The 21,700-nt window shown below is 43.3% G+C and carries 18 protein-coding genes; 12 read left to right on the top strand and 6 right to left on the bottom strand.

Annotated elements, in window-relative coordinates; genetic code table 11:
- Positions 1-41: 41 nt before the first annotated feature.
- From NSQ57_RS15745 to NSQ57_RS15730, 4 genes are all read left to right on the top strand, one after another.
- Positions 42-704, top strand: coding sequence for an S-layer homology domain-containing protein (locus tag NSQ57_RS15745; RefSeq protein WP_341039612.1), 663 nt, complete (start codon positions 42-44; stop codon positions 702-704).
- A gap of 259 nt (positions 705-963) precedes the next feature.
- Positions 964-1,632: a uracil-DNA glycosylase gene (locus NSQ57_RS15740; RefSeq protein ID WP_029517689.1), complete on the top strand. Its 669-nt coding sequence runs from the start codon at positions 964-966 to the stop codon at positions 1,630-1,632.
- Positions 1,633-1,648: 16 nt separating this feature from the next.
- Positions 1,649-2,071, top strand: a complete 423-nt coding sequence (locus tag NSQ57_RS15735; RefSeq protein WP_029517688.1) for a hypothetical protein — start codon at positions 1,649-1,651, stop codon at positions 2,069-2,071.
- A gap of 120 nt (positions 2,072-2,191) precedes the next feature.
- The gene (locus NSQ57_RS15730) at positions 2,192-4,069 is read left to right on the top strand and encodes a tenascin (RefSeq protein WP_342425007.1); all 1,878 of its coding nucleotides are present in this window, start codon (positions 2,192-2,194) and stop codon (positions 4,067-4,069) included.
- Between the two features lie 74 nt (positions 4,070-4,143).
- Here NSQ57_RS15730 and NSQ57_RS15725 read toward each other — a convergent pair whose 3' ends face one another.
- Together NSQ57_RS15725 and NSQ57_RS15720 are read right to left on the bottom strand one after the other, a co-directional pair.
- A complete protein-coding gene (locus tag NSQ57_RS15725) occupies positions 4,144-4,446 on the bottom strand; it encodes a hypothetical protein (protein ID WP_013310964.1) in 303 nt (100 codons plus the stop codon).
- Positions 4,447-4,831: 385 nt separating this feature from the next.
- Positions 4,832-5,026, bottom strand: a complete 195-nt coding sequence (locus NSQ57_RS15720) for a hypothetical protein (RefSeq protein WP_029517686.1) — start codon at positions 5,024-5,026, stop codon at positions 4,832-4,834.
- Positions 5,027-5,166: 140 nt separating this feature from the next.
- Here NSQ57_RS15720 and NSQ57_RS15715 point away from each other — a divergent pair, with 140 nt between their 5' ends.
- Positions 5,167-5,607 (top strand): NucA/NucB deoxyribonuclease domain-containing protein, encoded by a 441-nt coding sequence (locus tag NSQ57_RS15715; RefSeq protein WP_029517685.1) that lies wholly within the window; start codon positions 5,167-5,169, stop codon positions 5,605-5,607.
- On the opposite strand, the gene NSQ57_RS15710 is transcribed toward NSQ57_RS15715, so the two are convergent.
- Complete coding sequence (locus tag NSQ57_RS15710) at positions 5,600-5,776, bottom strand: hypothetical protein (RefSeq protein WP_176715684.1); 177 nt, start codon at positions 5,774-5,776, stop codon at positions 5,600-5,602. The two genes, NSQ57_RS15715 and NSQ57_RS15710, sit on opposite strands and share 8 nt — an antisense overlap.
- A 114-nt stretch (positions 5,777-5,890) precedes the next feature.
- Between NSQ57_RS15710 and NSQ57_RS15705 the strand changes: the two genes are divergently transcribed.
- The 7 genes from NSQ57_RS15705 to NSQ57_RS15675 all read left to right on the top strand — a co-directional run bounded on the left by NSQ57_RS15705 (position 5,891) and on the right by NSQ57_RS15675 (position 16,371).
- Positions 5,891-7,711, top strand: a complete 1,821-nt coding sequence (locus tag NSQ57_RS15705) for a sensor histidine kinase (RefSeq protein ID WP_029517684.1) — start codon at positions 5,891-5,893, stop codon at positions 7,709-7,711.
- A complete protein-coding gene (locus NSQ57_RS15700; protein ID WP_341039610.1) occupies positions 7,686-9,311 on the top strand; it encodes a response regulator in 1,626 nt (541 codons plus the stop codon). The genes NSQ57_RS15705 and NSQ57_RS15700 overlap by 26 nt, the downstream gene beginning before the upstream one ends.
- 136 nt (positions 9,312-9,447) lie before the next feature.
- The gene (locus tag NSQ57_RS15695; RefSeq protein ID WP_029517682.1) at positions 9,448-11,130 is read left to right on the top strand and encodes an extracellular solute-binding protein; all 1,683 of its coding nucleotides are present in this window, start codon (positions 9,448-9,450) and stop codon (positions 11,128-11,130) included.
- Positions 11,131-11,381: 251 nt separating this feature from the next.
- The gene (locus NSQ57_RS15690; protein ID WP_029517681.1) at positions 11,382-12,272 is read left to right on the top strand and encodes an ABC transporter permease subunit; all 891 of its coding nucleotides are present in this window, start codon (positions 11,382-11,384) and stop codon (positions 12,270-12,272) included.
- A gap of 27 nt (positions 12,273-12,299) precedes the next feature.
- On the top strand, positions 12,300-13,178 hold the full coding sequence (locus tag NSQ57_RS15685) for a carbohydrate ABC transporter permease (protein WP_029517680.1): 879 nt from the start codon (positions 12,300-12,302) through the stop codon (positions 13,176-13,178).
- A gap of 26 nt (positions 13,179-13,204) precedes the next feature.
- Positions 13,205-15,322: a beta-galactosidase gene (locus tag NSQ57_RS15680; protein ID WP_342425006.1), complete on the top strand. Its 2,118-nt coding sequence runs from the start codon at positions 13,205-13,207 to the stop codon at positions 15,320-15,322.
- Entirely contained in the window at positions 15,319-16,371 is a 1,053-nt protein-coding gene (locus NSQ57_RS15675) for a glycosyl hydrolase 53 family protein (protein ID WP_341070983.1), read from the top strand. Before NSQ57_RS15680 ends, NSQ57_RS15675 begins: the two co-directional genes overlap by 4 nt.
- A gap of 96 nt (positions 16,372-16,467) precedes the next feature.
- Here NSQ57_RS15675 and NSQ57_RS15670 read toward each other — a convergent pair whose 3' ends face one another.
- The 3 genes from NSQ57_RS15670 to NSQ57_RS15660 form a co-directional block, all read right to left on the bottom strand.
- Positions 16,468-18,231 (bottom strand): HAMP domain-containing methyl-accepting chemotaxis protein, encoded by a 1,764-nt coding sequence (locus tag NSQ57_RS15670; protein ID WP_342425005.1) that lies wholly within the window; start codon positions 18,229-18,231, stop codon positions 16,468-16,470.
- 326 nt (positions 18,232-18,557) lie between these two features.
- Positions 18,558-19,517, bottom strand: coding sequence for an AEC family transporter (locus tag NSQ57_RS15665; protein ID WP_029517676.1), 960 nt, complete (start codon positions 19,515-19,517; stop codon positions 18,558-18,560).
- A gap of 99 nt (positions 19,518-19,616) precedes the next feature.
- Positions 19,617-21,335 carry an NAD-dependent malic enzyme gene (locus NSQ57_RS15660; protein WP_318627887.1) on the bottom strand — a complete coding sequence of 573 codons (1,719 nt, stop codon included), beginning with the start codon at positions 21,333-21,335 and terminating at the stop codon, positions 19,617-19,619.
- Positions 21,336-21,700: the final 365 nt, after the last annotated feature.

Raw genomic sequence — 21,700 nt, 5'->3', positions numbered from 1 at the left:
ATGGCCAAGCGGCCTAATTCAACTACAAGGTGGAATTTAACATGAGTATGAGAAAAGGTGCATTTGCAGCCATTACAACTGTAGCCATTTTGTCCTTTTCCGTTGGAGGTCAAATGTCTGCGGCAGACCGCCAATTTAAGGATTTGAATAACGTAAGCGGTAAAGAAAAAATTATATCCCTTAAAGATCAGGGTCTACTCAAAGGTGCCTCTGACACGCAGTTTCTCCCGTCATCTAAAGTCACCGCTGCCCAAGGCATTCAGTTGATCTCCGGCGGACTCCAGCTCAGTTTGGCCGCCATTGATTTGAACAAGGAGCCACAGGTCAGTAGACTGTTTACCCATGTTAAGGATACTGCATGGTACGCTGAAGCTTTTATCAACGCTCATTATAATGGTGTGGTTATTCCAAAGGATATTGATCCTGCCAAAGCTCTGACTAAGGAACAGTTCACCCATATGCTGATTCAGGGCATGGAAAAAGCAGGCGCTCTTCCGATGATTAAAATCGCACCTGCGAATATTGCGGATGACAGCGAACTGGAGCCTTCTTACCAAGGTAGCATTCAACGCTCGCTAGTCTACAAGGTCAATACCTTGGATGCAAATGAAAAGTTTTATCCAAAAAGCGAGATTACACGTGCCGAAGCTGCTGTTATGTTATATAATGCATTGGAATACTTGAATACTCATACAAACTCGTAATAAATACAGCAATAAAGAGCTTTTCTTCAGAGGGAATTAAGCTTTCAGTTACTTGACATCATTATCGTTAATGTTATAATAAGGAAATCGAATTTAGACCTGCGGTAGCTGATTACCGTAAGGATATTTTCCTGGTCCTTCGGCATATAACACAGGTAACGAATAAATAAGCTGGCTCCGGATGAGGAGTTCAGCTTATTTTTTTGGATCAAAAAGCTTACCCTTTTCACTGATTTACATATTGAGAGGAGACAGGAGTATGTTTGGGAATGACTGGGATGATGTACTACGAGAAGAGGTCGAAAAGCCATACTTTAATGATTTAAGGTATACGTTAGCCCGAGAGTACAAGTTACATAAGGTATATCCTCCAAAAGAAGACTTGTTTTCCGCACTCAAATTAACGCCATTTCATCTGACCAAAGCGGTTATATTGGGACAGGATCCATATCATGGAGAGGGACAAGCTCACGGTTTAAGCTTTTCTGTTAGACCTGGTGTGCGAACGCCACCGTCTCTATTAAATATATACAAGGAGCTTCGCGATGATATCGGTACTCCCATTCCGAATCAGGGATACCTCGTTCCTTGGGCTGAGCAAGGTGTGCTGCTGCTGAACAACGTGTTAACCGTGCGTGAAGGACAACCGCAATCTCACCAGGGAATAGGTTGGGAACGTTTCACGGATGCTGTCATTGAAGCGATTAATGAGCGCGAGCAGCCAGCAGTGTTTATTTTGTGGGGGAGCCATGCTCAGAAAAAAGCAAGCTTCGTGAATACCAGCAAGCATTTGGTGCTGAAATCCGTTCATCCGAGTCCATTGGCGGCTCACAGAGGTTTTTTTGGCAGCAAACCTTTTTCGCGTACCAATGCATTTTTGCAGGAGCATGGAATGGAACCGATTCGGTGGGAGATTCATAGCCGCTAGCACTGGAGGTGAGGACATGCGTCAATGGAAGGGACGTCAGGTCATTTTATATCACGGCAACAATGGTCATACCCAGAAGGTGCGCGGCACGCTTGAAAAATGGGATGAGATACGAAAGTGTGTTATTTTAGGCCCGAAAATGCTGGCTATTCCTTTTGAAAATATTACGCATATTACCATGTTTCCTCCGGGGCGTGAGCGTAGAAGCCGCCATCCGGCGAAGCTGAACGCTACTGGTTATGTAATGAGCGTTCCGTTACAGTTTGATAATGCCATTCATTTTCAGTCGGCGGTGACGATTTGGAGAGAGGATCAGCTGATTGCTTATAATGTAAAGCTGGTTAGTCACTCGGCACACGATGTAATTCTTGAAGATGGACAAACCTTATCTAAGGAAGAGCATTTGTTTGTGGTAAGGTCACTGCGTGGAGAACTTTAACTGTAATAATTCACCTTTTTTTGATGAAGGGTTCAATTTAGTTAACTGCTTACCGATAAAAGATAATGGGATTGTTAATAATACCCTGTTTTATAGAATGAAACAAAGGGAGCGAAACGAATGAAACGTATGAGCAAACGGAGTACCTTCTTACTTGCGTTGCTGATGTTTGTATTTGCAGCATGGCCAGCAGGTTTGATCCGGGCTGAGGAGAGCAAGACCTCCACGGTAGAGTGGGATAGTCAAAATCCGACTACATTGAATCTGGGTGGAAGCCCCGCTCAATTAAAAGTGTGGTCATTGACAGAAAAGGGCAAGGAAGATGTTACACAAAAGGCAGAATGGATCTCTGGGGATTCAAGTATTTTAAAGGTAGATAAGGGACTCATTACTCCTGTGTCAAAAGGGCAGATTAAGATTGTTGCTACATATGAGCAGCAAACGGTAAGTACAACGATTACAGTAAAATCGCCTTACAGCAAGCTGCAATTAAATCCGACGGGTCCACTGAATCTGACGATTGGCGGAGAATCGAAGCAATTGACTGCTCAAGGTGTTCTTACTGGAGGTGGGACGGAAAATGTATCCGGTGTCGAATGGACTTCTTCGAATGCGGCTGTTGCTACCGTTAAAGATGGTCTTATTCGTCCACTTGCCAAAGGCGTGACTTACATTAAAGCAAGCAAAGATGAACTCAAAGCACAAACGATTGTGTATGTGCGCTCTTCTTCCCAGGCATTGGTATTGAGTGCAACTGGGTCCAAATCGGTCTTTTTAGGTAGCTCCCCAATTCAGGTTAGTGCAACTGATGTCAACCTGACTGGCAGCAAAACAGATGTGACCAACACGGCAGAATGGACTTCCTCCAATCCGCTGGTTGCCACAGTCGAGCAAGGTAAAATCACACCGATGGATGCAGGCAATTCGACGATTACAGCGTCCTATCATGGTTTGAGCAAGACTCTGAAGATTAATGTACTTCCGACGGTTGAAAAACTGGTTTCAAGCAAAGCCAGTCTGACTCTCGAAACAGGAGGCAAAACTTCTCTTCCGAGTATATCTGCTTATTTGGTCAATGGAGCAAAAAAAGCAGTTCAATCCGATGTAAAATGGAGCTTAAGCAGTGAAAGTGCAGTTAAAATAGCAAATGGTAAGCTGGTTGCAGTGAACCCAGGCAGTGCAACATTGACAGCAACGGTAGGTGCGCTCAAACTGGATATTCCAGTGACTGTGCAATATAAAGTGCTCAAGCTGACGGCTTCTGAGAAAAAATATGTACTGGTTGCAGGCCAAGAAGCAAGTATTCCGACAGTAAAAGCCCACATGGCTGGTGGTGGAATACTGGATATTACCAATCAGGTAAGCTGGGTAGGTACAACAGCCGCAGTTACAGTAGCAAATGGTAAAGTAAAAGCGGTGAGTGGCGGTAACTCTGGAATCAAAGCTATGTATATGAATAAATATGTGAAAGTACCTGTCATTGTGGAGGGAGCTATTTCTACATTGACACCAAGCTTTTCGAATGCTGAGATGAATTTGAAGGGAAGTAAGTCCATCAAAGTCGTCGGCATATATACGGATGGTAAAAAAGTTACCCTGAGCAGTAAAGTGAAATGGACAACATCGAATGCTTCTGTAGTGGTCGTAAAAGGGTCTTCCATTAAAGCTGTTGGAATTGGAACAGCAACCATTACAGGTACGTACCAGGATAAGTCGTTTAACGTGGAGATTAAGGTTACACCTAAGCTGCTCAAGCTGGTATTGAGCAATAAAAACCTGAAGTTGCCTAAGGGCTCATCTCAAGTCCTTAGCGTGAGTGCTGTTTATGATTCAGGTGCGACTACGAATGTAACCAATTCTGCGGTATGGACATCCTCCAAACCGTCGATCGTACAGGTTACTGGCGGTCAGGTGAAGGCCTTGGATAGTGGAAGCTCCAGTATTAAAGTAGTCTATGGTGGTAAGAAGGTAACGACATCTGCCAAAGTGTTAAAATAGTCTACGTACATTGCCACATCCGGCGTATACCAACAAATAAACCCCCGGTCCAAAGACCGGGGGTTATTTTCAGCTTATTCTACGCCGTCCTGATAATGATTTTTCCAATGTTTATCGCCTTTGTGTGCGAAGTCTTCAACTGTCTTTTCCAAAGTAGCTACCAGTTGGGCTTTAATCTCAGAAATTGTGTCTCGGAACAGTCTTTCTTCCGTACCATTGATCTTTTCACCATATAGAGCCTGAGCGGCTATAAATTGACGATGTTGCTCCACAAAACTGTCAATCGAATGCAATGCATGCTCCACGTATTGGGAAATGCTATGATGCTCGTTAGGCAGTTGCAATTTTAATTCATGAACTCTGTTTAATAATGCCATGATGATCACCTCGTGCGTTTTGTTATGTCAATAATTATACATCATTTTCGGAAAACTTTCATTAAATTTTGATTAAAATGTGACTTTTATTATGTCATGATTGCATTTTCAATGGTGATCAGGCATAATTTTCGAAAATTTCATTATTTTCCTTTGTATTGTGATTTTAAAATTTAAAATATATGATACGAAGATGATGCAAGAGCAAGCTGCGACAGCTGTCTTTCTGACATGTTATAATGGGGAAAAGCCCAGTCGGAAAGGTTGTCAGTATGGTATGAAGCTTTTTAAAGGTTTATTTTGGGGGATTCTGATTAGTCTTCTTCTGTGGTGTGCCTTGTTTGGGCTTGTCCGCTGGATGTCTCATTAAGTCGCTTCCTGTATCTTATACAATAACTCTTGCGACTGTATCCACGTCATTAACAGAAATCGTATATACGTGTTCGTCATCATAGAGCTTGAATTGCTGAGTTTCTTGGTCAGATAGGAGCTTAGGCCAGCCAATTACGGTACTTCCATTCAGTAACCGGACTACAACGGCTTGCATTTGGCTCACGGCCAGTTTGATCTCATCGTTCATTCGTGCAACCTCCTCTCTATACTATTTGTCGTCCAATATTCAACCTTTTTTTATAGTTAGTAAGGGGTTACAAAAAATAAAATCCGGGGATCACCTTAGTTGAAGGCATCTATTGGAATAGCTTGAAGGGAAGAGAGAAATTGAAGAAAAAGTTGCTAAGTTTTATAGCTTTAGTTCTGCTAGCTGCGGGCGCGTACTGGTTTGAAGGAGGCAATCTTCTTACGAAAATAACAGGAGAGAACCCGCCTTCCTCGGCGGCTCAGGTAACGCTGCAATTCCCGTCAGGTCGTTACCCTGAAACGGCGCAGCATATTAAGGAAGCCATTCAGGCGGGAAAATCACCAGTATGCACAATTGACCGTGAAGGAGCCGAGCAAAATCGCAAGCATTCGCTTACAGGTGTTCCCACTCGTAAGGGATACGATCGTGATGAATGGCCGATGGCTATGTGTTCAGAAGGAGGCAAAGGTGCAAATGTCAAATACATAGCCCCTAAGGATAATCGTGGGGCAGGATCATGGGTTAGTCATCAATTGGATGAGTATGAGGATGGAACTCGTGTAAAATTCGTTATTAAATAGTTTTTGATTTCGTGTTTTTACCTTTTAGCTCCTTAGATGTTTCCTGTTTGGCCTTAACCAACGCCAGAAAATCAAAAAAATCACCTAGTGTATTGAAGCCGGCACCTAAAATGGCCAAGTCTTCAGCGGATAGTTGGTTAAACCATTCCATTTGCTTAGCATCAAACATATTATCACCGCCAACCATTGATAATGTAGTGTATGTACTGACGGCAACAAAGGTCAGGGCTCAGGCATACCAATTAAGTATGCCTGTTTCTTGTGCAGAGGATGTGTAGAACTCATGTTTAAATTTAATTTTTATACTAAAATCGTCTCCATCGTTATCGTATTGCTTATACCTCTGCTGATCCTGTATGTCTATTCTAATCAGACAACGACAGGTGTACTACGTGAGGAGCTGAATCAATCTAATTATAATCAGCTGACTTTTTTTCAAAACCAGGTGAATACGAATATTGAAATGATTTCCTCCTGGCCGCATCTGCTGATTCATGATCCTGATGTAGCCAGTTTTCAAGCGATTTTTTTGAAGGACAAAGTTCTCAATCTGGATGGAATTAACCTTGTCAAACGGATTCAAACCAAGCTTGGGCTTCAGGAAAGCTCTTCTAATTGGAGAACCGGACTGAGTATCTATTCTCCTTCGCTTGGACGGGTTGTATCGGAAAATGGAGCAGGTTTATATGACCAGAAAAAACTAAATCAGCTGATAAAAGACGGCTGGCAGGTATCCAAAAAAAGATCATACGGGAAAGACCAATTTATATTTTCATTGTATACATTATCCCCGTTTTCTTCACTTGGTAATCCAGAAACTGCTAACACGATTATTAAGGTTGAATTTGACAGCAGTAATATTCAGGATATGCTTGACCGCTTCAAAGGTGATGGACGCAAGGAGCCTTTTTATTATAAAAAAGGCGTAGGAGCGATCTATAATCGTACTGCCAATGAAGAGCTGTCTGGACAGCTGATTTCAAAATTAGAAAAAATGGGACTCCATGAAGTTGACAATCTGACTGTGAAAATTGGAGAAGAAAGCTACCTGGTTCATGCCGTTCTTTCGCAAACGACGGGTTGGTATTTGATTGATTACATGCCTTTGTCCGATATGATGTCTCCGATTTACTCATCGAATCGACTGTTTTATATAACGGTTGTTGGCTCGCTGCTGGTAGGCCTGATTGGCGCTTACTTGCTTCATTCACAGGTACAAGTGCCGATTCTTCAGCTTGTGCGGGCATTTAGGAGACTAAAGGACGGAGACTATGCTGTTCGATTAAGTCTAAGGGGGAGTCACGAGTTTGCTTTCCTGTCTAGTCAATTCAATCAGATGGTCGAACAGATTCAGGAGCTGTTTGAGAAGGTGTATGTTGAGCAGCTACATGTCAAGGAAGCGCGACTAAAGCAGCTCCAGTCACAAATCAATCCACATTTTTTTTATAATTGTTTTTCGTTTATCACAAGTATGGCGAAGCTGCGCAATCATGAGGCGGTCGTGGCTATGGCTCATAATTTATCCAGGTATTATCGGTATACGACAAGACAGGAGCGGGATTTGGTTCCATTGTCAGAAGAAGTCGAGTTTGTTCAATATTATCTGAGGATACAGCAGATGCGTATGCCAAGGCTAACGTTCTTAGTTCATGTTTCTTCGCAGGCCAGCAGTCTGCCGATTCCGCCGCTTATAGTGCAGCCACTGGTGGAAAATGCGGTGCTGCACGGAATAGAGCCTCAAGCGGAGGAGGGTCTAATTCATATTTTGACTGAGCGTGTTGGCTCGTATATGTACCTGATTGTGGATGATAACGGACTCGGTTTGAGTAGAGAGGCTATAGCTGCCCTGACATCAACGCTTGACAAGCCTGTGGAAGAGGATCATGGATACGGTTTGTGGAATGTGCATCACCGCATGCGATTACATTTTGGGGAAGATGCCGGACTGGAGTTCTCTTTGTCTCCATTGGGAGGATTGCGTGCAGTATTAAAATGGTCGATCTCAACAGAAGGAGAGCATGCGAATGGTTTAATTGAGCCTTCGCCAGATTCGAATATAGTTAAAACGGAGGGACCAGATGGTTCAGATATTACTAGTAGATGATGAGAGTTATGTAACAGAAAGTCTGGCAGCTACCATTCCGTGGGAGACGCTAGGCATCGAGAGGGTTCATCAAGCGGTTTCCGCATTAGCAGCAGTGGATGTGCTGGAAGCGTACGATATTGATATTCTGGTAACAGATATTCGTATGCCTGGTATGACGGGACTGGAGTTGATTGTTGAAGTAAACGAGCGATGGCCGCATATCCGAAGTTTGTTACTGACAGGCTATGCCGATTTTGAATATGCTAAAAAAGCGCTTCAGCTTAAGGCTTTTGATTACATTTTAAAGCCGGTGGATGATGAAGAGTTTATCAAATGTGTGTCAGCCGCCATGGATTCGCTAAAGGAAGAATGGGAAGCATTTGACAAGGTTCATCAATTACAATATAGCCGCAGAAACGATTTTGGTGTACTGCGGACCCATTTGATGCATGATTTGCTACTCGGGCGTGATTTACCAGTACCAAAAATAGAGAGCAAAATGTCCGAGTACGAAATCAAGCTACGTACGGGACATCCTGCCAGTATGCTGCTTATTCAGCTAGGAAAGCATTTTTCTGATATGGACTATCATTCAGTCTCCTTAATTGAGTATGCGATTGGAAATATTGCCGAAGAAGTGTTCGCACCTGATTTTCACGTTTGGCATTGCAAAGCGCCGCATGACTGCTTAATTGTATTAATAGAAGGGAATTGGAATTCATTTCCTGAGCGGAGTGTGGATGAGCAGAATCGTTTTTTGAGTGCGGCGATTGAGGCCTTTCGAAAAAATGTAAGCAATTACTTGAAAGGGGAAATTTACGTTGCATTAACCGGATGGTTTAAGTTTCCAGAGGAACTGCCTAAGCTATATCAGACAGCGATTAGATCCTTATACTGGAATCATCAGGAGGAAACGGATGCACTGCTATTCATAGAAGAACAGACAGAACAGCCACACAGTTCAGTTAAGTCACTAGAGGGGCTTTATATGCACCCTACGCTTACTCATCTGCTCGAATCCAGGCAATGGGACGAGGCTGAAGCGAAAGTGAGCCGTGTATTTGGAAAAATGGAAGAGGTGGGATATACACGCGAGCATTTATATGAGCTGTTTATTTCGGTGACGAGCGCCTTTATGTATACAGCGCACAAACAAGGACGTTTCATTACACAGATGGATCAAGTAGGCTTCGATCCGTTACATGCGCAGAAAATGGTTCATTCGTTCCCCCACCTCAAAGAGTGGATATTTTCCATGATGAACAAACTTAAATCTGAATGGTCCGCAAGCGAACAAAGCGCTAAAAGTTATGTGGTCAAGCAGGTTCAGGAGCTCATCTCCCAGGATAAAGGCCAGGAGCTGTCTGTTAAGACGATTGCTGATCAGGTTTATCTTCATCCAGTCTATCTGTCTAAAATTTATAAAGCTGAAACCGGAGAAGGTCTGGGTGACTATATTATCCGAATGAGAATGGAGCGGGCTCTTTATTTGCTCAAATATTCCAACAAAAAAATATACGAAATTACGACGGAACTAGGCTACCAGAATCCCCAATATTTCAGTAAAATGTTCAAAAAGCATTACGGAATGACTCCGCACGAATTTCGAGATCAGTAGAGATGGGACCAGTAAAGACGAAATCAGTAAAGATCAGTTGGGAAAGGTGCAGAAATATTTATTTTGTGACATAGGCTGTGAAGAAAAGCCCTTCTATAATAAAAGAGTAGAAAATGATTTCTAGAGGGGGAACAATATGCGAGTTCATTCGAAGAAAAAGCTGTTGTCGTTGCTCGCCGCAACTATGGTATTAGGAGTTGGCCTTGTGGGCTGCTCAGGTGCGGAAAATGATGGGAATGCGGACGGCACAGCTAAAACTGAAAACGTATACAAAGAAAAATACAATCCAGAAGTCACAATTTCCACGGTATGGGGTGTAGATCCCGCCTTAAAATTTAAAAATGGTGAATCTATCGAAAATAACATTGCGACCAAATGGGCTAAAGAGAAATTCGGTATTAATATCAAATCACTCTGGTCCGTCACGGATACGAATGGTGCATTTGCTACGAAGCTGCGTTTGGCTATGTCCTCCGGTCAGGAGATGCCGGACGTCGTTGTACTGGGGACGGAAAATGAGCAACTGGCACAGGACATGATCGATTCCGGTATGTTTGCAGAGGCTGGTCCATTGTTTGACAAGTACGCTTCGGATTCCTGGAAGCAGGCGATGAATCAGGATACGAATGTATGGAATCAGTATAGCCGAGATGGTAAGAAAATGGGTATTCCTGTGCTTGATTTCGCCTATAACCATGATTATGTATTGTGGGTACGACAAGATTGGTTGGATAAGCTGGGTATGAAGGCTCCTGAGACGATGGATGATCTGGAAAAAGTGATGGATGCCTTTAAAAATAAAAATCCGGACGGACTGGCTCCGAACAAAGTGGTTCCGCTCAGTATCGGTTTTAAAACATCCATGAACACTTGGATGGGTGACCCGTCCTGGATTTTCGGGGCATATGGCACACTACCTCAGCAGTGGAACAAAGGCGCGAATGGCAGTTTGGAATATGGCTCCGTGCAGCCTGGCATGAAGCCGGGTTTGCAAAAGCTGAGCGAGTGGCTCAAAAAGGGATATATCCCTCAGGAAGCAGCATTGTGGGATGAAAATAAAACGGCAGAACCTACAGTCGCAGGAACAGCCGGCATGATTCCTGGGCCATATTGGATGAGCGGCTGGCCGCTTCAGGATACAGTCAAAAATGCGCCGGGTGCCATATGGAAGCCGATTAAGATTCCAGCAGGTCCTGACAACAAAGCCATGCGTCACGGTACGCAATACACCAATGGTGTTGTACTAATCAACAAACAAATGCAGCATCCTGAAGCTTTTTTCACTTATCAAAACTATTTGTTTGACCATTATGCTAATGCCAAACCGGATAGCGATTTGTCGAATGGGCTGTTTAAGGGCTACGATTATGATTTGGATGCGGACGGAAAGCTAATGTCTATCGATAAAATACCAGGCGGTTATGTAAACTCTATTCGTTATTTGCTGGTTCGTGATGGTGCGCGTATACCTGATGCCCAAATGAAGGCTTTGCTAAGTTTGGCTAACGGCGCAGAACCGAAGACCCGTCTGGAGAAAGATGTAATGGTGAACTACGGGAAAGGTACTCCTGCAGCTGCCAAAGTGCTTATGGAACAGAAGGATATCTCCATGAAAGATCAGTTCACAGGTCCAACTACGCCAACCATGAAGGCTAAAAAGGACTATCTGGATAAAATTGAAAGTCAGACCTTCAATGAAATTATTTATGGCAAGCAGCCGATCTCTGCTTTTGATACCTTTGTGCAGACGTGGAAAACAGCGGGTGGCGAACAAATTACAAATGAAGTAAACGAATGGTATAAAAGCGTCGAAAAGTAAAAACCAATGATGTTGTAACAGAGTAGGAAGGCTGTCCCGAGGTGGGCAGCCTTTTTACTACAGTTTCACCCGTATCGAGTGGAAATGAATGCGCTATCATGGTGTATTTGAAAAAAAGTTTTATTCGTTTGGCGAGCTTAAAAAAATGATTGCTTTTGTGCCATGTATGTTGGTTTTTTGAACTGTCGGGACTGCGAAAACGCTTTTATAATTGAAGTATACCATGAATGAAAGTTACAGGAGGAACTGCAATGAGAAGTCTGCAACGTACGTGGCCATTTCATATCATGCTGCTGCCAGCCATCATTTTCTTAATTGTATTCAGCTACATTCCGATGGGCGGCATCGTGATGGCCTTTCAAAATTACAAGCCTTGGCTAGGCATAACGGGTTCCGAGTGGGTTGGACTGGATAACTTCCGCTTTTTGTTTCAACGGGAGGACAGTCTTCAAGTTGTCTGGAATACACTAATTATTGCTGTGTTAAAGATGTTTTTCAATCTGGTGGTTCCGTTTGTTTTTGCTATACTGCTGAATGAAATTCGCAAGGTCGGACTTCAGCGATCCATTCAGACACTGGTTTATCTACCACACTTTCTGTCGTGGGTCATCTTGGGCGGAATTCTGATTGACCTGTTGGCTACAGATGGATTTATGAACCGTATTCTCGGTAGTTTCGGGATCCAGCCTATCTTTTTTCTGGGAGATAATAACTGGTTTCGATTTACTGTCATTGTTTCAGATATATGGAAGGAGTTCGGCTACAACACCATCGTATTTCTCGCTGCACTGGCGGGTATTAATCCTTCGTTGTATGAGGCTTCTGAAATGGATGGAGCGAGCCGCTGGAGACAGACGCTACACATCACTGTACCTTCGTTAATTCCGATGGTAGTCGTTGTTGGAACGCTTGCACTTGGCAATGTACTGAATGCCGGTTTTGACCAGATTTTCAACCTTTATAATCCACTGGTTTACCAAAAAGGCGATATTATTGATACATTCGTCTACCGGACAGCGTTAATCAATGGGGAAATGGGCTTTGCCACCGCTATCGGCTTGTTCAAATCCGTTATCAGTATGATTCTCATTCTGATATCTTATCGACTTGCTTACAAATGGGCAGGTTACCGCATATTCTGATTCCACGAGGCTGAAAGAGGGAGAGTCATGTATCATAAAACAACGCCATACCGCATCTTCAATGTGTTTAATATTTGCTTACTAGTGATGTTGTCTATCATGTGTATCGTTCCACTGATTCATGTGTTGGCGGTATCATTTAGTGCTAAATCAGCAGCAGATGCCAATCTGGTTGGACTGTGGCCAGTGCAGTTTTCATTAGAAGCCTATAAGAAGACAATGAATAACCCGATTTTTCTGCACTCCATCTGGATTTCTGTCTGTCGGACTGTATTGGGAACCGGCTTGACACTGCTGATTACCTTTTTAGCTGCTTATCCACTTTCAAAGGAAACATCTGTGTTCCGTAGCCGAAACGTATATTCATGGTTGTTCGTGTTCAGCATGATTTTTAACGGTGGTCTGGTTCCATTCTATATGGTTATTCAAAAGATCCATCTCATGGATAGCTTCTGGGTACTTGTTTTGCCAGGAGCGGTCAACACATTTCTGGTCATCCTTATGTTGAACTTTTTTAGAGGAATTCCCAAAGAGATGGAAGAGGCCGCATTGATCGACGGAGCAGGACATTTTCGGACATTGTTTAGTATCTTTTTACCGATATCCATGCCTTCCATTGCGACGATTGCGCTGTTTAGTATGGTATTTCATTGGAACTCCTGGTTTGACGGTCTACTCTATTTGAGCAATGCAAAGGACTATCCGCTCGCGACGTTCCTGCAAACTGTAATTATTCAGAAGGACATGAGTTCCATGAGCATGAGTCCAAAGGAGATGGAATTACTTTCTCAAACGACGGTTAATGCAGCGCAAATTTTCATTGGTGCAGCGCCTATTCTCATTGTATATCCATTTTTACAAAAGTATTTTGTTAAAGGTATGACGCTAGGTTCCGTCAAAGAGTAATAGAAATAATAAGGAGATGATTTACAGTGACGTATCAAAACATAACTAAGTACCCCCCGATTAGTGAGCGAATTCCACGTATGCTGCATGGAGCGGACTATAACCCGGAGCAATGGCAGCATTACCCTGAGGTGTTAGCGGAGGATATTCGTCTAATGAAACTAGCCAAATGTAACGTGATGTCTGTTGGCATTTTCTCATGGGTATCATTGGAGCCTGAGGAAGGTGTATTTACGTTTGAGTGGCTGGATCGTATTCTGGATTCGTTTGCTGAGAACGGAATCTATGCATTTTTGGCTACTCCTAGTGGAGCAAGACCAGCCTGGATGTCACAAAAATATCCTGAGGTGCTGCGTGTGGAGGCTAACCGTGTCCGTAATCTGCACGGGTTTCGCCATAATCACTGTGCTACATCGCCTGTTTACCGGGAAAAAGTACGTATCATGAATACGAAGCTAGCCGAGCGTTATGCTAACCATCCGGCTGTTATTGGCTGGCATATTTCCAATGAATTTGGTGGAGATTGCCACTGTGATTATTGTCAGGAGGCATTTCGCGCTTGGGTCCAGGATAAATACGGTACGCTGGACAAGCTAAATCACGCATGGTGGACGACCTTTTGGAGTCATACGATTACGGACTGGAGCCAAGTTGAGTCCCCGGCACCTCACGGTGAAACACAGGTTCATGCCATGAATTTGGACTGGAGACGGTTTGTGACCGATCAGACCGCAGATTTTATCAAGCATGAGATTGTGCCGCTCAAGGCTGCAAATCCAGCAATTCCGGTCACAACCAATTTGATGGAGTTTTTTGAAGGATTGAACTACTGGAAGTTTGCTGATCTGCTCGATGTTATATCCTGGGATAGTTACCCAACATGGCATGATCGTGAGGGAGATGATAGCCGTCAGGCTGCTAAAGTGGCCATGATGCATGATATTATTCGTTCAATCAAGGGAGGTAAGCCTTGGATGCTCATGGAGAGTACACCAAGTTTGACGAACTGGCAAGACGTTAGCAAGCTGAAGCGGCCGGGAATGCATCTGCTCTCGTCTTTACAGGCTGTGGCACACGGGTCAGACACCGTTCAATATTTTCAGTGGCGGAAAAGCCGCGGTTCGAGTGAAAAGCTGCATGGTGCGGTTGTCGATCATGTCGGACATGAGCACACTCGGGTATTCGGGGATGTGACCCATGTCGGTAATACGCTGGAAAAATTGGAGGAGGTTATCGGTACATCTGTACCGGCGGAGGCCGCAGTCATTTTTGACTGGGAGAACCGTTGGGGAATCAACGATTCACAGGGACCGCGGAACAAAGGTGTAAAATATGAAGAGACAGCTGAAGCGCATTATTTGGCGCTGTGGGAGCAGGGTATGCCTGTAGATGTCATTCATATGGATGCAGATTTCTCCAAATACAAACTTTTGGTAGCTCCGATGTTATATATGGTCCGCAGCGGTGTGGGGGAGCGTATACAGAAGTTTGTTGAAAACGGTGGTATTTTCGTAGCAACCTATTGGTCTGGTATCGTAGATGAACATGATTTGTGCTTCCTTGGAGGCTTTCCGGGCCCGCTTCGTAAGACGCTGGGGATCTGGTCGGAAGAGATTGACGGATTGCATGATCATGACCGTAATCACATTTTGCCGGTTGAAGGCAATGAGCTGGATCTGCAAGGGGAGTATGAAGCTGTAGAATTGTGTGATCTCATTCATACAGAGGGTGCAGAGGTACTGGCTGTGTACGGTTCAGACTTTTATGCAGGACGCCCAGCTTTGACGGTGAACCGTTTGGGACAAGGAAAGGCTTATTACATCGCATCACGCAACATCGGACTATTCCACAGTCATTTTTACAGAAGTTTAATTGATGATGCAGGAATCAGTAAAGCGCTCAATGTGAAGTTGCCTCATGGAGTGAATACGGCGATTCGTACCGATGGAGTTCATGATTATATTTTCATATTGAATTTCACGCATGAGCCGCAAAAGATTATGTTGGATGGACGAACTTATGCGGATATGCTTGAAAATCATGTGATAGATGACGGTAGCATTCAATTGGATGCCTACGCTGTTAAGGTTTTAAAGACAGAGCGCAATGAGAAGTATACAATTCGGATGGGAGATGACTTATGAAAACAGGTAACCGCACGATGGTATTTGCGATGTTGATCTTGTTATCCAGCTTATTGTATCCGTTCGGTTCTGTAGGGTTGGGTGCGGCTTCGGCCGCCCCTGCTTTCGCCAAAGGAGCAGATATAAGCTGGGTAGCAGGAATGGAAGCGCAAGGTATGAGTTGGAAGGATAAGAAGGGTGTTCGTCGAGATATACTGCAAATTTTGCGAGATGACTATCAGATCAACTCGGTGCGTATCCGTGTGTGGGTAAACCCTGACATGAAAGATTATGCAAGCGGATACATGAATGCCGAAAAGGCAGCAGAACTGGCGCAACGAGCTAAAAAGTTAGGTATGAGCGTTATGCTGACTCTACATTATAGTGATTCTTGGGCAGATCCAGGGCAACAGAACAAACCTTATGCGTGGCGCAATTTCACATTTACACAACTTATGGATGCAGTCTGGTCCCATACGGTCTATGTTATGGACACGATGAAAAGCAAGGGGGTAACACCGGACTGGGTGCAGATCGGTAATGAGACGAACAATGGAATGCTCTGGGAAGATGGCAAAGCTTCAGTGAACATGAAAAACTATGCCTGGCTCGTCAATACAGGTAATAATGCTGTAAAATCGGTAAGCAGTAGTACTAAAACGATCGTACATTTAGCCAATGGAGATAATGATTCCGTGTTGAACTGGAATATCGGCGGGCTGATTGATAATGGAGCTCAGTTTGATCTCATCGGGCTGTCTCTGTATCCGTCTCCTTCGGACTGGCAGGGCAAGGTGGATCAGACGATTACCAATGCCAATAACCTCATTGCAAAATACGGCAAAGGTATTGTCATCAGTGAAATCGGGATGGAATATAATGAACCTGCGGCTTCCAAGTCATTTATATTTGCAATCAAAACGAAGGTTCGGAACATCGGAGGCGGTAAAGGTACAGGGGTATTTTATTGGGAGCCTGCTGCAACTCCAGGTTACAATCAGGGTTATAACAAAGGTGCTTGGCAGGCTGACGGTAAGCCAACTTCAGCTTTGGAAGGATTTATAAATTAAGAAGTACGTAAGAGTATATCAAAGAACCTCTGATGCGCATTATATGCAGATTAGAGGTTCTTTACTGTTATCTATGGCTATTTAGAAGTTATAAAATTAGGCTTCTCGGTTTACCTTGAAGAAAGAAATAAGCTCTTCCAGCTCGCCAGACATCAATGTAAGCTTGTCAGAAGCTTTGACAATAGAAGCCATGGATTCAGCTTGTTCTCCAATGGTTTGTTCAATTTGTTTGCTGCTGTCCACTGTTTTGCTAACTGTGGAAGACAGCTCGTCAGAGGTAGCTGACATTTCCTGCGTGCTGGCCGAGATCTGCTCCGTTGCACTGGATACTTCCTGGATTTGTGACGACACTTTATTAGACGCATCTAAAATTTCAGAGAACATTTCGCCTGTCTGCTTTGTAACTTCCAGCCCGACGTGAACTTCTTTTGTACCAACGCTGATGCCTTTTACAGTTTGCTCAATTTCTTTTTGGATTTCTTCAATAAGCTCCGCGATTTGTTTGGCAGACTCTTGAGACTGCTCAGCCAAATTACGCACTTCTCCCGCTACGACTGCAAAACCTTTGCCTTCTTCACCGACTCTGGCAGCTTCAATAGAAGCGTTCAGTGCAAGCAGATTCGTTTGACTGGCAATGCCTGTAATGATGCTGACGATATTGCTGATTTCGTTAGAACGGTTCTGCAGCGCATTAACGGAATCAGCTGTGCTTTCCATTGTAGTGGAGATGGAGTCCATTTGAGCGGAAAGCTTTTGGGCTACCTGATTGCCTTCAACGGAGCGTTTTTCCATAGAATAAGCTTGATCGGCTACGGAAGAGGAGCTCTCCGCAATGGTTTGGATAACCGTCGACATTTCATTCATAGCTCTGGAGCTTTCAAGTGCTGCGTGATCCTGAGCTTCAAGCCCTTGGGTTATTTCCTGAATATTGCTGTTAATGACGTTCGTATTCGTACTGTTTTTCTCGCTAATGATTAACAATTCCTGGGCAGATCCCGTAACTTCTTGCGTGGTATCCTGTACTTTCACCATTGTATCGTTAAGGTGTTTGATCATTGAATTAAATTTTTGATTGATAATGCCAAGGTCGTCCTCGCCTGTCTTGATTTTTACATTCAGATTTCCCTCGCTGACTTCTTCAATGCCCTTCATCAGGCTACGAATCGGGGAGAGGGTGCGTTTTACCAGTAAATATTGAATCGTTAAGAAGATGGCAAGAAACAGAATGAGCAGTGAAACACCGTATACAAGCAATTTATGAAGGCCGGTAGGTACAGAGCTCGCATCTACGTCAAAGTAAATCGCACTTGTGACTTTCCCGCTAGCATCTGTAATCGGGTAAACAATAGTAGTCCATGTGCCATATTCGTCCGTGTAAAAGCTGCTTAATGCTGATTCATTAGATTGAAGCATCTTATTTACGGCTTGTGCATTTTCGTCAGGAAGAGTGTACATGTCCCCAATGTTCATCTTTAAGTCTTGGAAAGCTTGGACTAAATTTGTGGGAACGCCAATAATGGAGGTCTGATTTCCTTCTGTTAGCTCTGTGCCGAATATGTAAGCTTGGGCAACGTTAGGATAAAGTGTGTGAATAGAATCGAGAAATTTGCGTAAATCTTGTTGCACAGAGCCGTTATAATCTTTTTCATTCAATGCTTGTTGTACTTTTGTTTTATCAACATCTTCTGCCCATTTTTTAGTCAATACCTTAACTTGGTCTTGCAGCTGCGTGGTGAGAATGTTCTTTTGAAGTATATAGCTGGATGTGATGAGAATAGCTCCTATTAATACGATGTTAAGAAAAGAGATTAATAGATTTTTACCAAAAAAGGACATAGTTCTCCACTTCAAGTTTTTCACGTTTTCTTCTCCTTTGAATTAGCGATTTAGTTTCATATACAACCTATCCCATATATATTTCGACAATTTGCTTTCTAATTGTTAGGTATTTATTAAAAGGGAGAGTAGAAGGTTATACAAAAAGAACGGCGGCCCCCGAGTGAATGAAACGATGGGGCCGCCGCTTGTCGGCAAACTGGATTTATGTTGTTTTTCCAACTCAATTCTTACTAAATCACTTTATTGTTCAGACAATATTTAAAAAATAAGATAAATGAGGACAAACGGGTTTGCTTTACACCTATAAATACCTGGATTGCATTGAGGGTTCTTAACTTTTCTGTCCCTTATAAAAGAAGTGAAATGAGCAAGGGTAGTGAAATGAGCGATAAGACTGAGCTAATAACAAATGCAGATGCAGCTTCCGTTTCCAGTGTTTCATAACGGGTAGCAATCATAGCGGCCACAGCCGAGCCGGGAAAAGCGACAAGCAGTACGGCTTTGCTTACATCTTCATGGGATAGTCCTATCAGAACAGCAATACCGAGCATAACAATAGGCATTACGATGGCTTTCAGCACAGCAATGCTAAGTGCTTTTGGACTGAACGTAATCTTCTTGATACCAATGGTTACCCCGATGGCAAATAGGGCTGTACCGGCAGTAACATTGCCGATTTGATCAAACATGGATTGTAAAAGTTTCGGAGCGTGGAATCCACATAGAGTCAATATGACACCAAACAAAGGTACGCAGGCAAGTGGCTCGCTGAGTCCATGAAGGACTGATTTCATAGTGACTTTAAATAAGTTGCCTTTAGTGCCGTCGGATTCTGTTGTTTTGCGCTGGCCGACCGTTCCCAAAATACTTGCAAGCGGATCAAGAATGGCATTAACGACGATCCCGGTAATCGCAATCGGGATGGCGACTGCCGCACTTCCGAACAAGCTGCCCAGAACCGGAATTCCCATGAATGCAAAAGAAGGCTGTGTTGAATTCAATGCGAACATGGAGGATTCAGTCAGGCCTTTTTTGGCAATTAAGCGATAAACAATGAGCAATACAATATAAAAGCCGATTACACCAAGTAGCAAAGCCACAAGAAAGGGCCACTTTTGAATCAACGTCTCTCTTGGTGTCGTCGTAATCCCAATAAACAAATGTGCGGGTAGAGCAAACTTCGTCACGAGTGTATTTAATCCCTTAGAAGAAGCGGGGTTAAAAGCTTTAAACAATCCTGCGAAATAACCAATTAAAATGACAAAGAAAATAGGAATTAAGATAATAAAAATATGACCTGTAGCCATGATGTCGCCTCCAATGAAGATGTCCGCCAAAAATGGCGGACATCAGTTAAATAATCACTTTGCGTATGCAAGTATAAATTTGATGTTGTTCGCTATTTTTTAAACCAGGACCGCTTCCTGACCATATTGTTTGATGGGTTTATATTTACAGTCCCACATCGCATCTCGAACTGCTTGTGCGATATCGTCCGGTTGATGACGCGCTACTCCATCCTGAACTGCTGCCTTGGCCACAGCCACGGCTACCGCTTCAGATACTTCGCGTAATTCATTGATTTTTGGCAGCAGGGAAGCACCAGGCTGCGACAAATCCACCATTTGAGCTACTGCATGGGCAGCTGCAGCAAACATGCTATCTGTTATGATTTTGGATTTTACCACGATTGCGCCAAGACCAAGACCCGGGAACACGAAAGCATTGTTGGATTGCCCAATTTCAAACTTAATATTGTTATAGATCACCGGCTCAAAAGGACTTCCTGTGGCAATCAGGGCTTTTCCTTCGGTCCAGTGGATCAAATCTTGCGGAGTTGCTTCTGCAAGTGGAGTCGGGTTGGACATAGGCATAATTATAGGACGTTCTGTATGTTTGGCCATTTCTTTAACGATTTCCTCACTAAATGCCCCACTAACACCGGAAGTACCAATCATAATCGTCGGTTTCACGCGGCGAATGACTTCAAGCAGAGGGATTTTTCCATCTTCAGCATGTTCCCAGTCACGGCATTCTGCAGCATCACGCGCATAAGGAACCTGAAATGGAAAAAGTCCTTCTGTTTCGTTGGTAAGCAGGCCACGGTAATCATAAGCCCAGAAGTTACGTCTTGCTTCTGCTTCTGACAGTCCTTCCAGCATCATGGCGGCGCTAATTTGGTCTGCATTGCCGATTCCGGCAGCTCCTGGACCAAAGACTAGAACCCGATGCTTGCTCAGTGGGATTCCGGACAATTGAACACCGGACATCACACCTGCGAGTGTAACCGCTCCAGTACCTTGAATGTCGTCATTAAAAGTCAAAATACTATTTCCGTATTTATTGATAATGTTCCGTGCATTGACATTGCCCAAATCTTCCCAGTGCAGCAGAGCATTCGGGAAAAAGGAAAGTGCAGCCTGAACATAAGTGTCAATAAATTGATCATATTGTTCTCCACGTACACGTTTGTGACGATTCCCCATATATAAAGGATCTTCCAATAGCTTCTCGTTGTTTGTACCTGCATCAAGAACAACTGCCAGCACCCGGCTAGGATCTATACCAGCAGCAGCTGTATACACAGCAAGCTTACCAATAGAGATATTAATACCTCCGACTCCCCAGTCCCCGATTCCCAAAATACTCTCGGAATCTGTGGCTACGATCAGGTCGATATCATCAGGGTCCAGGTTCAAATTCTTAAAAGCCTCTTCGATACCCGCCAGATTATCAATAGATAAATACATACCACCGGGCTTGTGATATTCATGACTGTATTCCTGTATAGCCTGGCCTACTGTTGGTGTATAAACAATCGGGAGCATTTCGCTTAGGTGCTCAGAGAGCAAACGATAATAAAGGACCGTATTGCGATTAAAAAGATCATTTAACGCAACATTTTTACGCAAATTATCCGGTTGGCTCTGAAATTGCTCGTAAACCCGTTGAACCTGTTCCTCAATAGTTAATATCGTAGGAGGAAGGAGACCGTCAAGTCCAAGTTGTTTCCGTTCTTCCAAGGTAAAAGCCACTCCTTTATTCAGCAGTGGGTTGGCAAGTAGATCTTTTCCGGTTAATTTGGTTTCGATAGATCCGTCTTCCGTAAAATGAAAAGCACGCATTTTTAATTCCTTCTTTCTAGAAAATTACATTTAGTTCATCCTTGAACAATTCGTGAACAAGTATACGCCTTATTTTAAACCAAGTGAACAAGTATGTTGTGTGAAAAATGGTTATATAAGTGTTTACATAAGAGAAATTATGAAAATAAAAGCGATTTTCAATGTTTTTTAAATGAAAATTTCATTTAATTTTCATAATATTTTCGGAAAACATTGATCAAATGTGATAATTATCATAGTTTTTATAGGTGTGATTCGATTGAGTGTGCATGAAAAATAGCTTAACTTCATTTTATATAAACGAAGTTAAGCCATTTTTTGGGCTATAGGGATGATTGAGGGACAATTCAATGCTTCGCAGCTTT

Origin of the sequence: Paenibacillus sp. FSL L8-0502 (assembly GCF_038593055.1) — a bacterium.
Classification (GTDB): Bacteria; Bacillota; Bacilli; order Paenibacillales; family Paenibacillaceae; genus Paenibacillus; species Paenibacillus polymyxa_D.
This window is presented reverse-complemented; position numbering and strand designations above follow the sequence as displayed.

Coding starts and splice junctions, on each gene's coding strand:
- NSQ57_RS15665 (WP_029517676.1), bottom strand. CDS start 19,517: ATGGCTACAGGTCATATTTTTATTATCTTAATTCCTATTTTCTTTGTC.
- NSQ57_RS15705 (WP_029517684.1), top strand. CDS start 5,891: ATGTTTAAATTTAATTTTTATACTAAAATCGTCTCCATCGTTATCGTA.
- NSQ57_RS15685 (WP_029517680.1), top strand. CDS start 12,300: ATGTATCATAAAACAACGCCATACCGCATCTTCAATGTGTTTAATATT.
- NSQ57_RS15745 (WP_341039612.1), top strand. CDS start 42: ATGAGTATGAGAAAAGGTGCATTTGCAGCCATTACAACTGTAGCCATT.
- NSQ57_RS15690 (WP_029517681.1), top strand. CDS start 11,382: ATGAGAAGTCTGCAACGTACGTGGCCATTTCATATCATGCTGCTGCCA.
- NSQ57_RS15735 (WP_029517688.1), top strand. CDS start 1,649: ATGCGTCAATGGAAGGGACGTCAGGTCATTTTATATCACGGCAACAAT.
- NSQ57_RS15720 (WP_029517686.1), bottom strand. CDS start 5,026: ATGAACGATGAGATCAAACTGGCCGTGAGCCAAATGCAAGCCGTTGTA.
- NSQ57_RS15730 (WP_342425007.1), top strand. CDS start 2,192: ATGAAACGTATGAGCAAACGGAGTACCTTCTTACTTGCGTTGCTGATG.
- NSQ57_RS15675 (WP_341070983.1), top strand. CDS start 15,319: ATGAAAACAGGTAACCGCACGATGGTATTTGCGATGTTGATCTTGTTA.
- NSQ57_RS15660 (WP_318627887.1), bottom strand. CDS start 21,335: ATGCGTGCTTTTCATTTTACGGAAGACGGATCTATCGAAACCAAATTA.
- NSQ57_RS15695 (WP_029517682.1), top strand. CDS start 9,448: ATGCGAGTTCATTCGAAGAAAAAGCTGTTGTCGTTGCTCGCCGCAACT.
- NSQ57_RS15700 (WP_341039610.1), top strand. CDS start 7,686: ATGGTTCAGATATTACTAGTAGATGATGAGAGTTATGTAACAGAAAGT.
- NSQ57_RS15740 (WP_029517689.1), top strand. CDS start 964: ATGTTTGGGAATGACTGGGATGATGTACTACGAGAAGAGGTCGAAAAG.
- NSQ57_RS15725 (WP_013310964.1), bottom strand. CDS start 4,446: ATGGCATTATTAAACAGAGTTCATGAATTAAAATTGCAACTGCCTAAC.
- NSQ57_RS15710 (WP_176715684.1), bottom strand. CDS start 5,776: ATGTTTGATGCTAAGCAAATGGAATGGTTTAACCAACTATCCGCTGAA.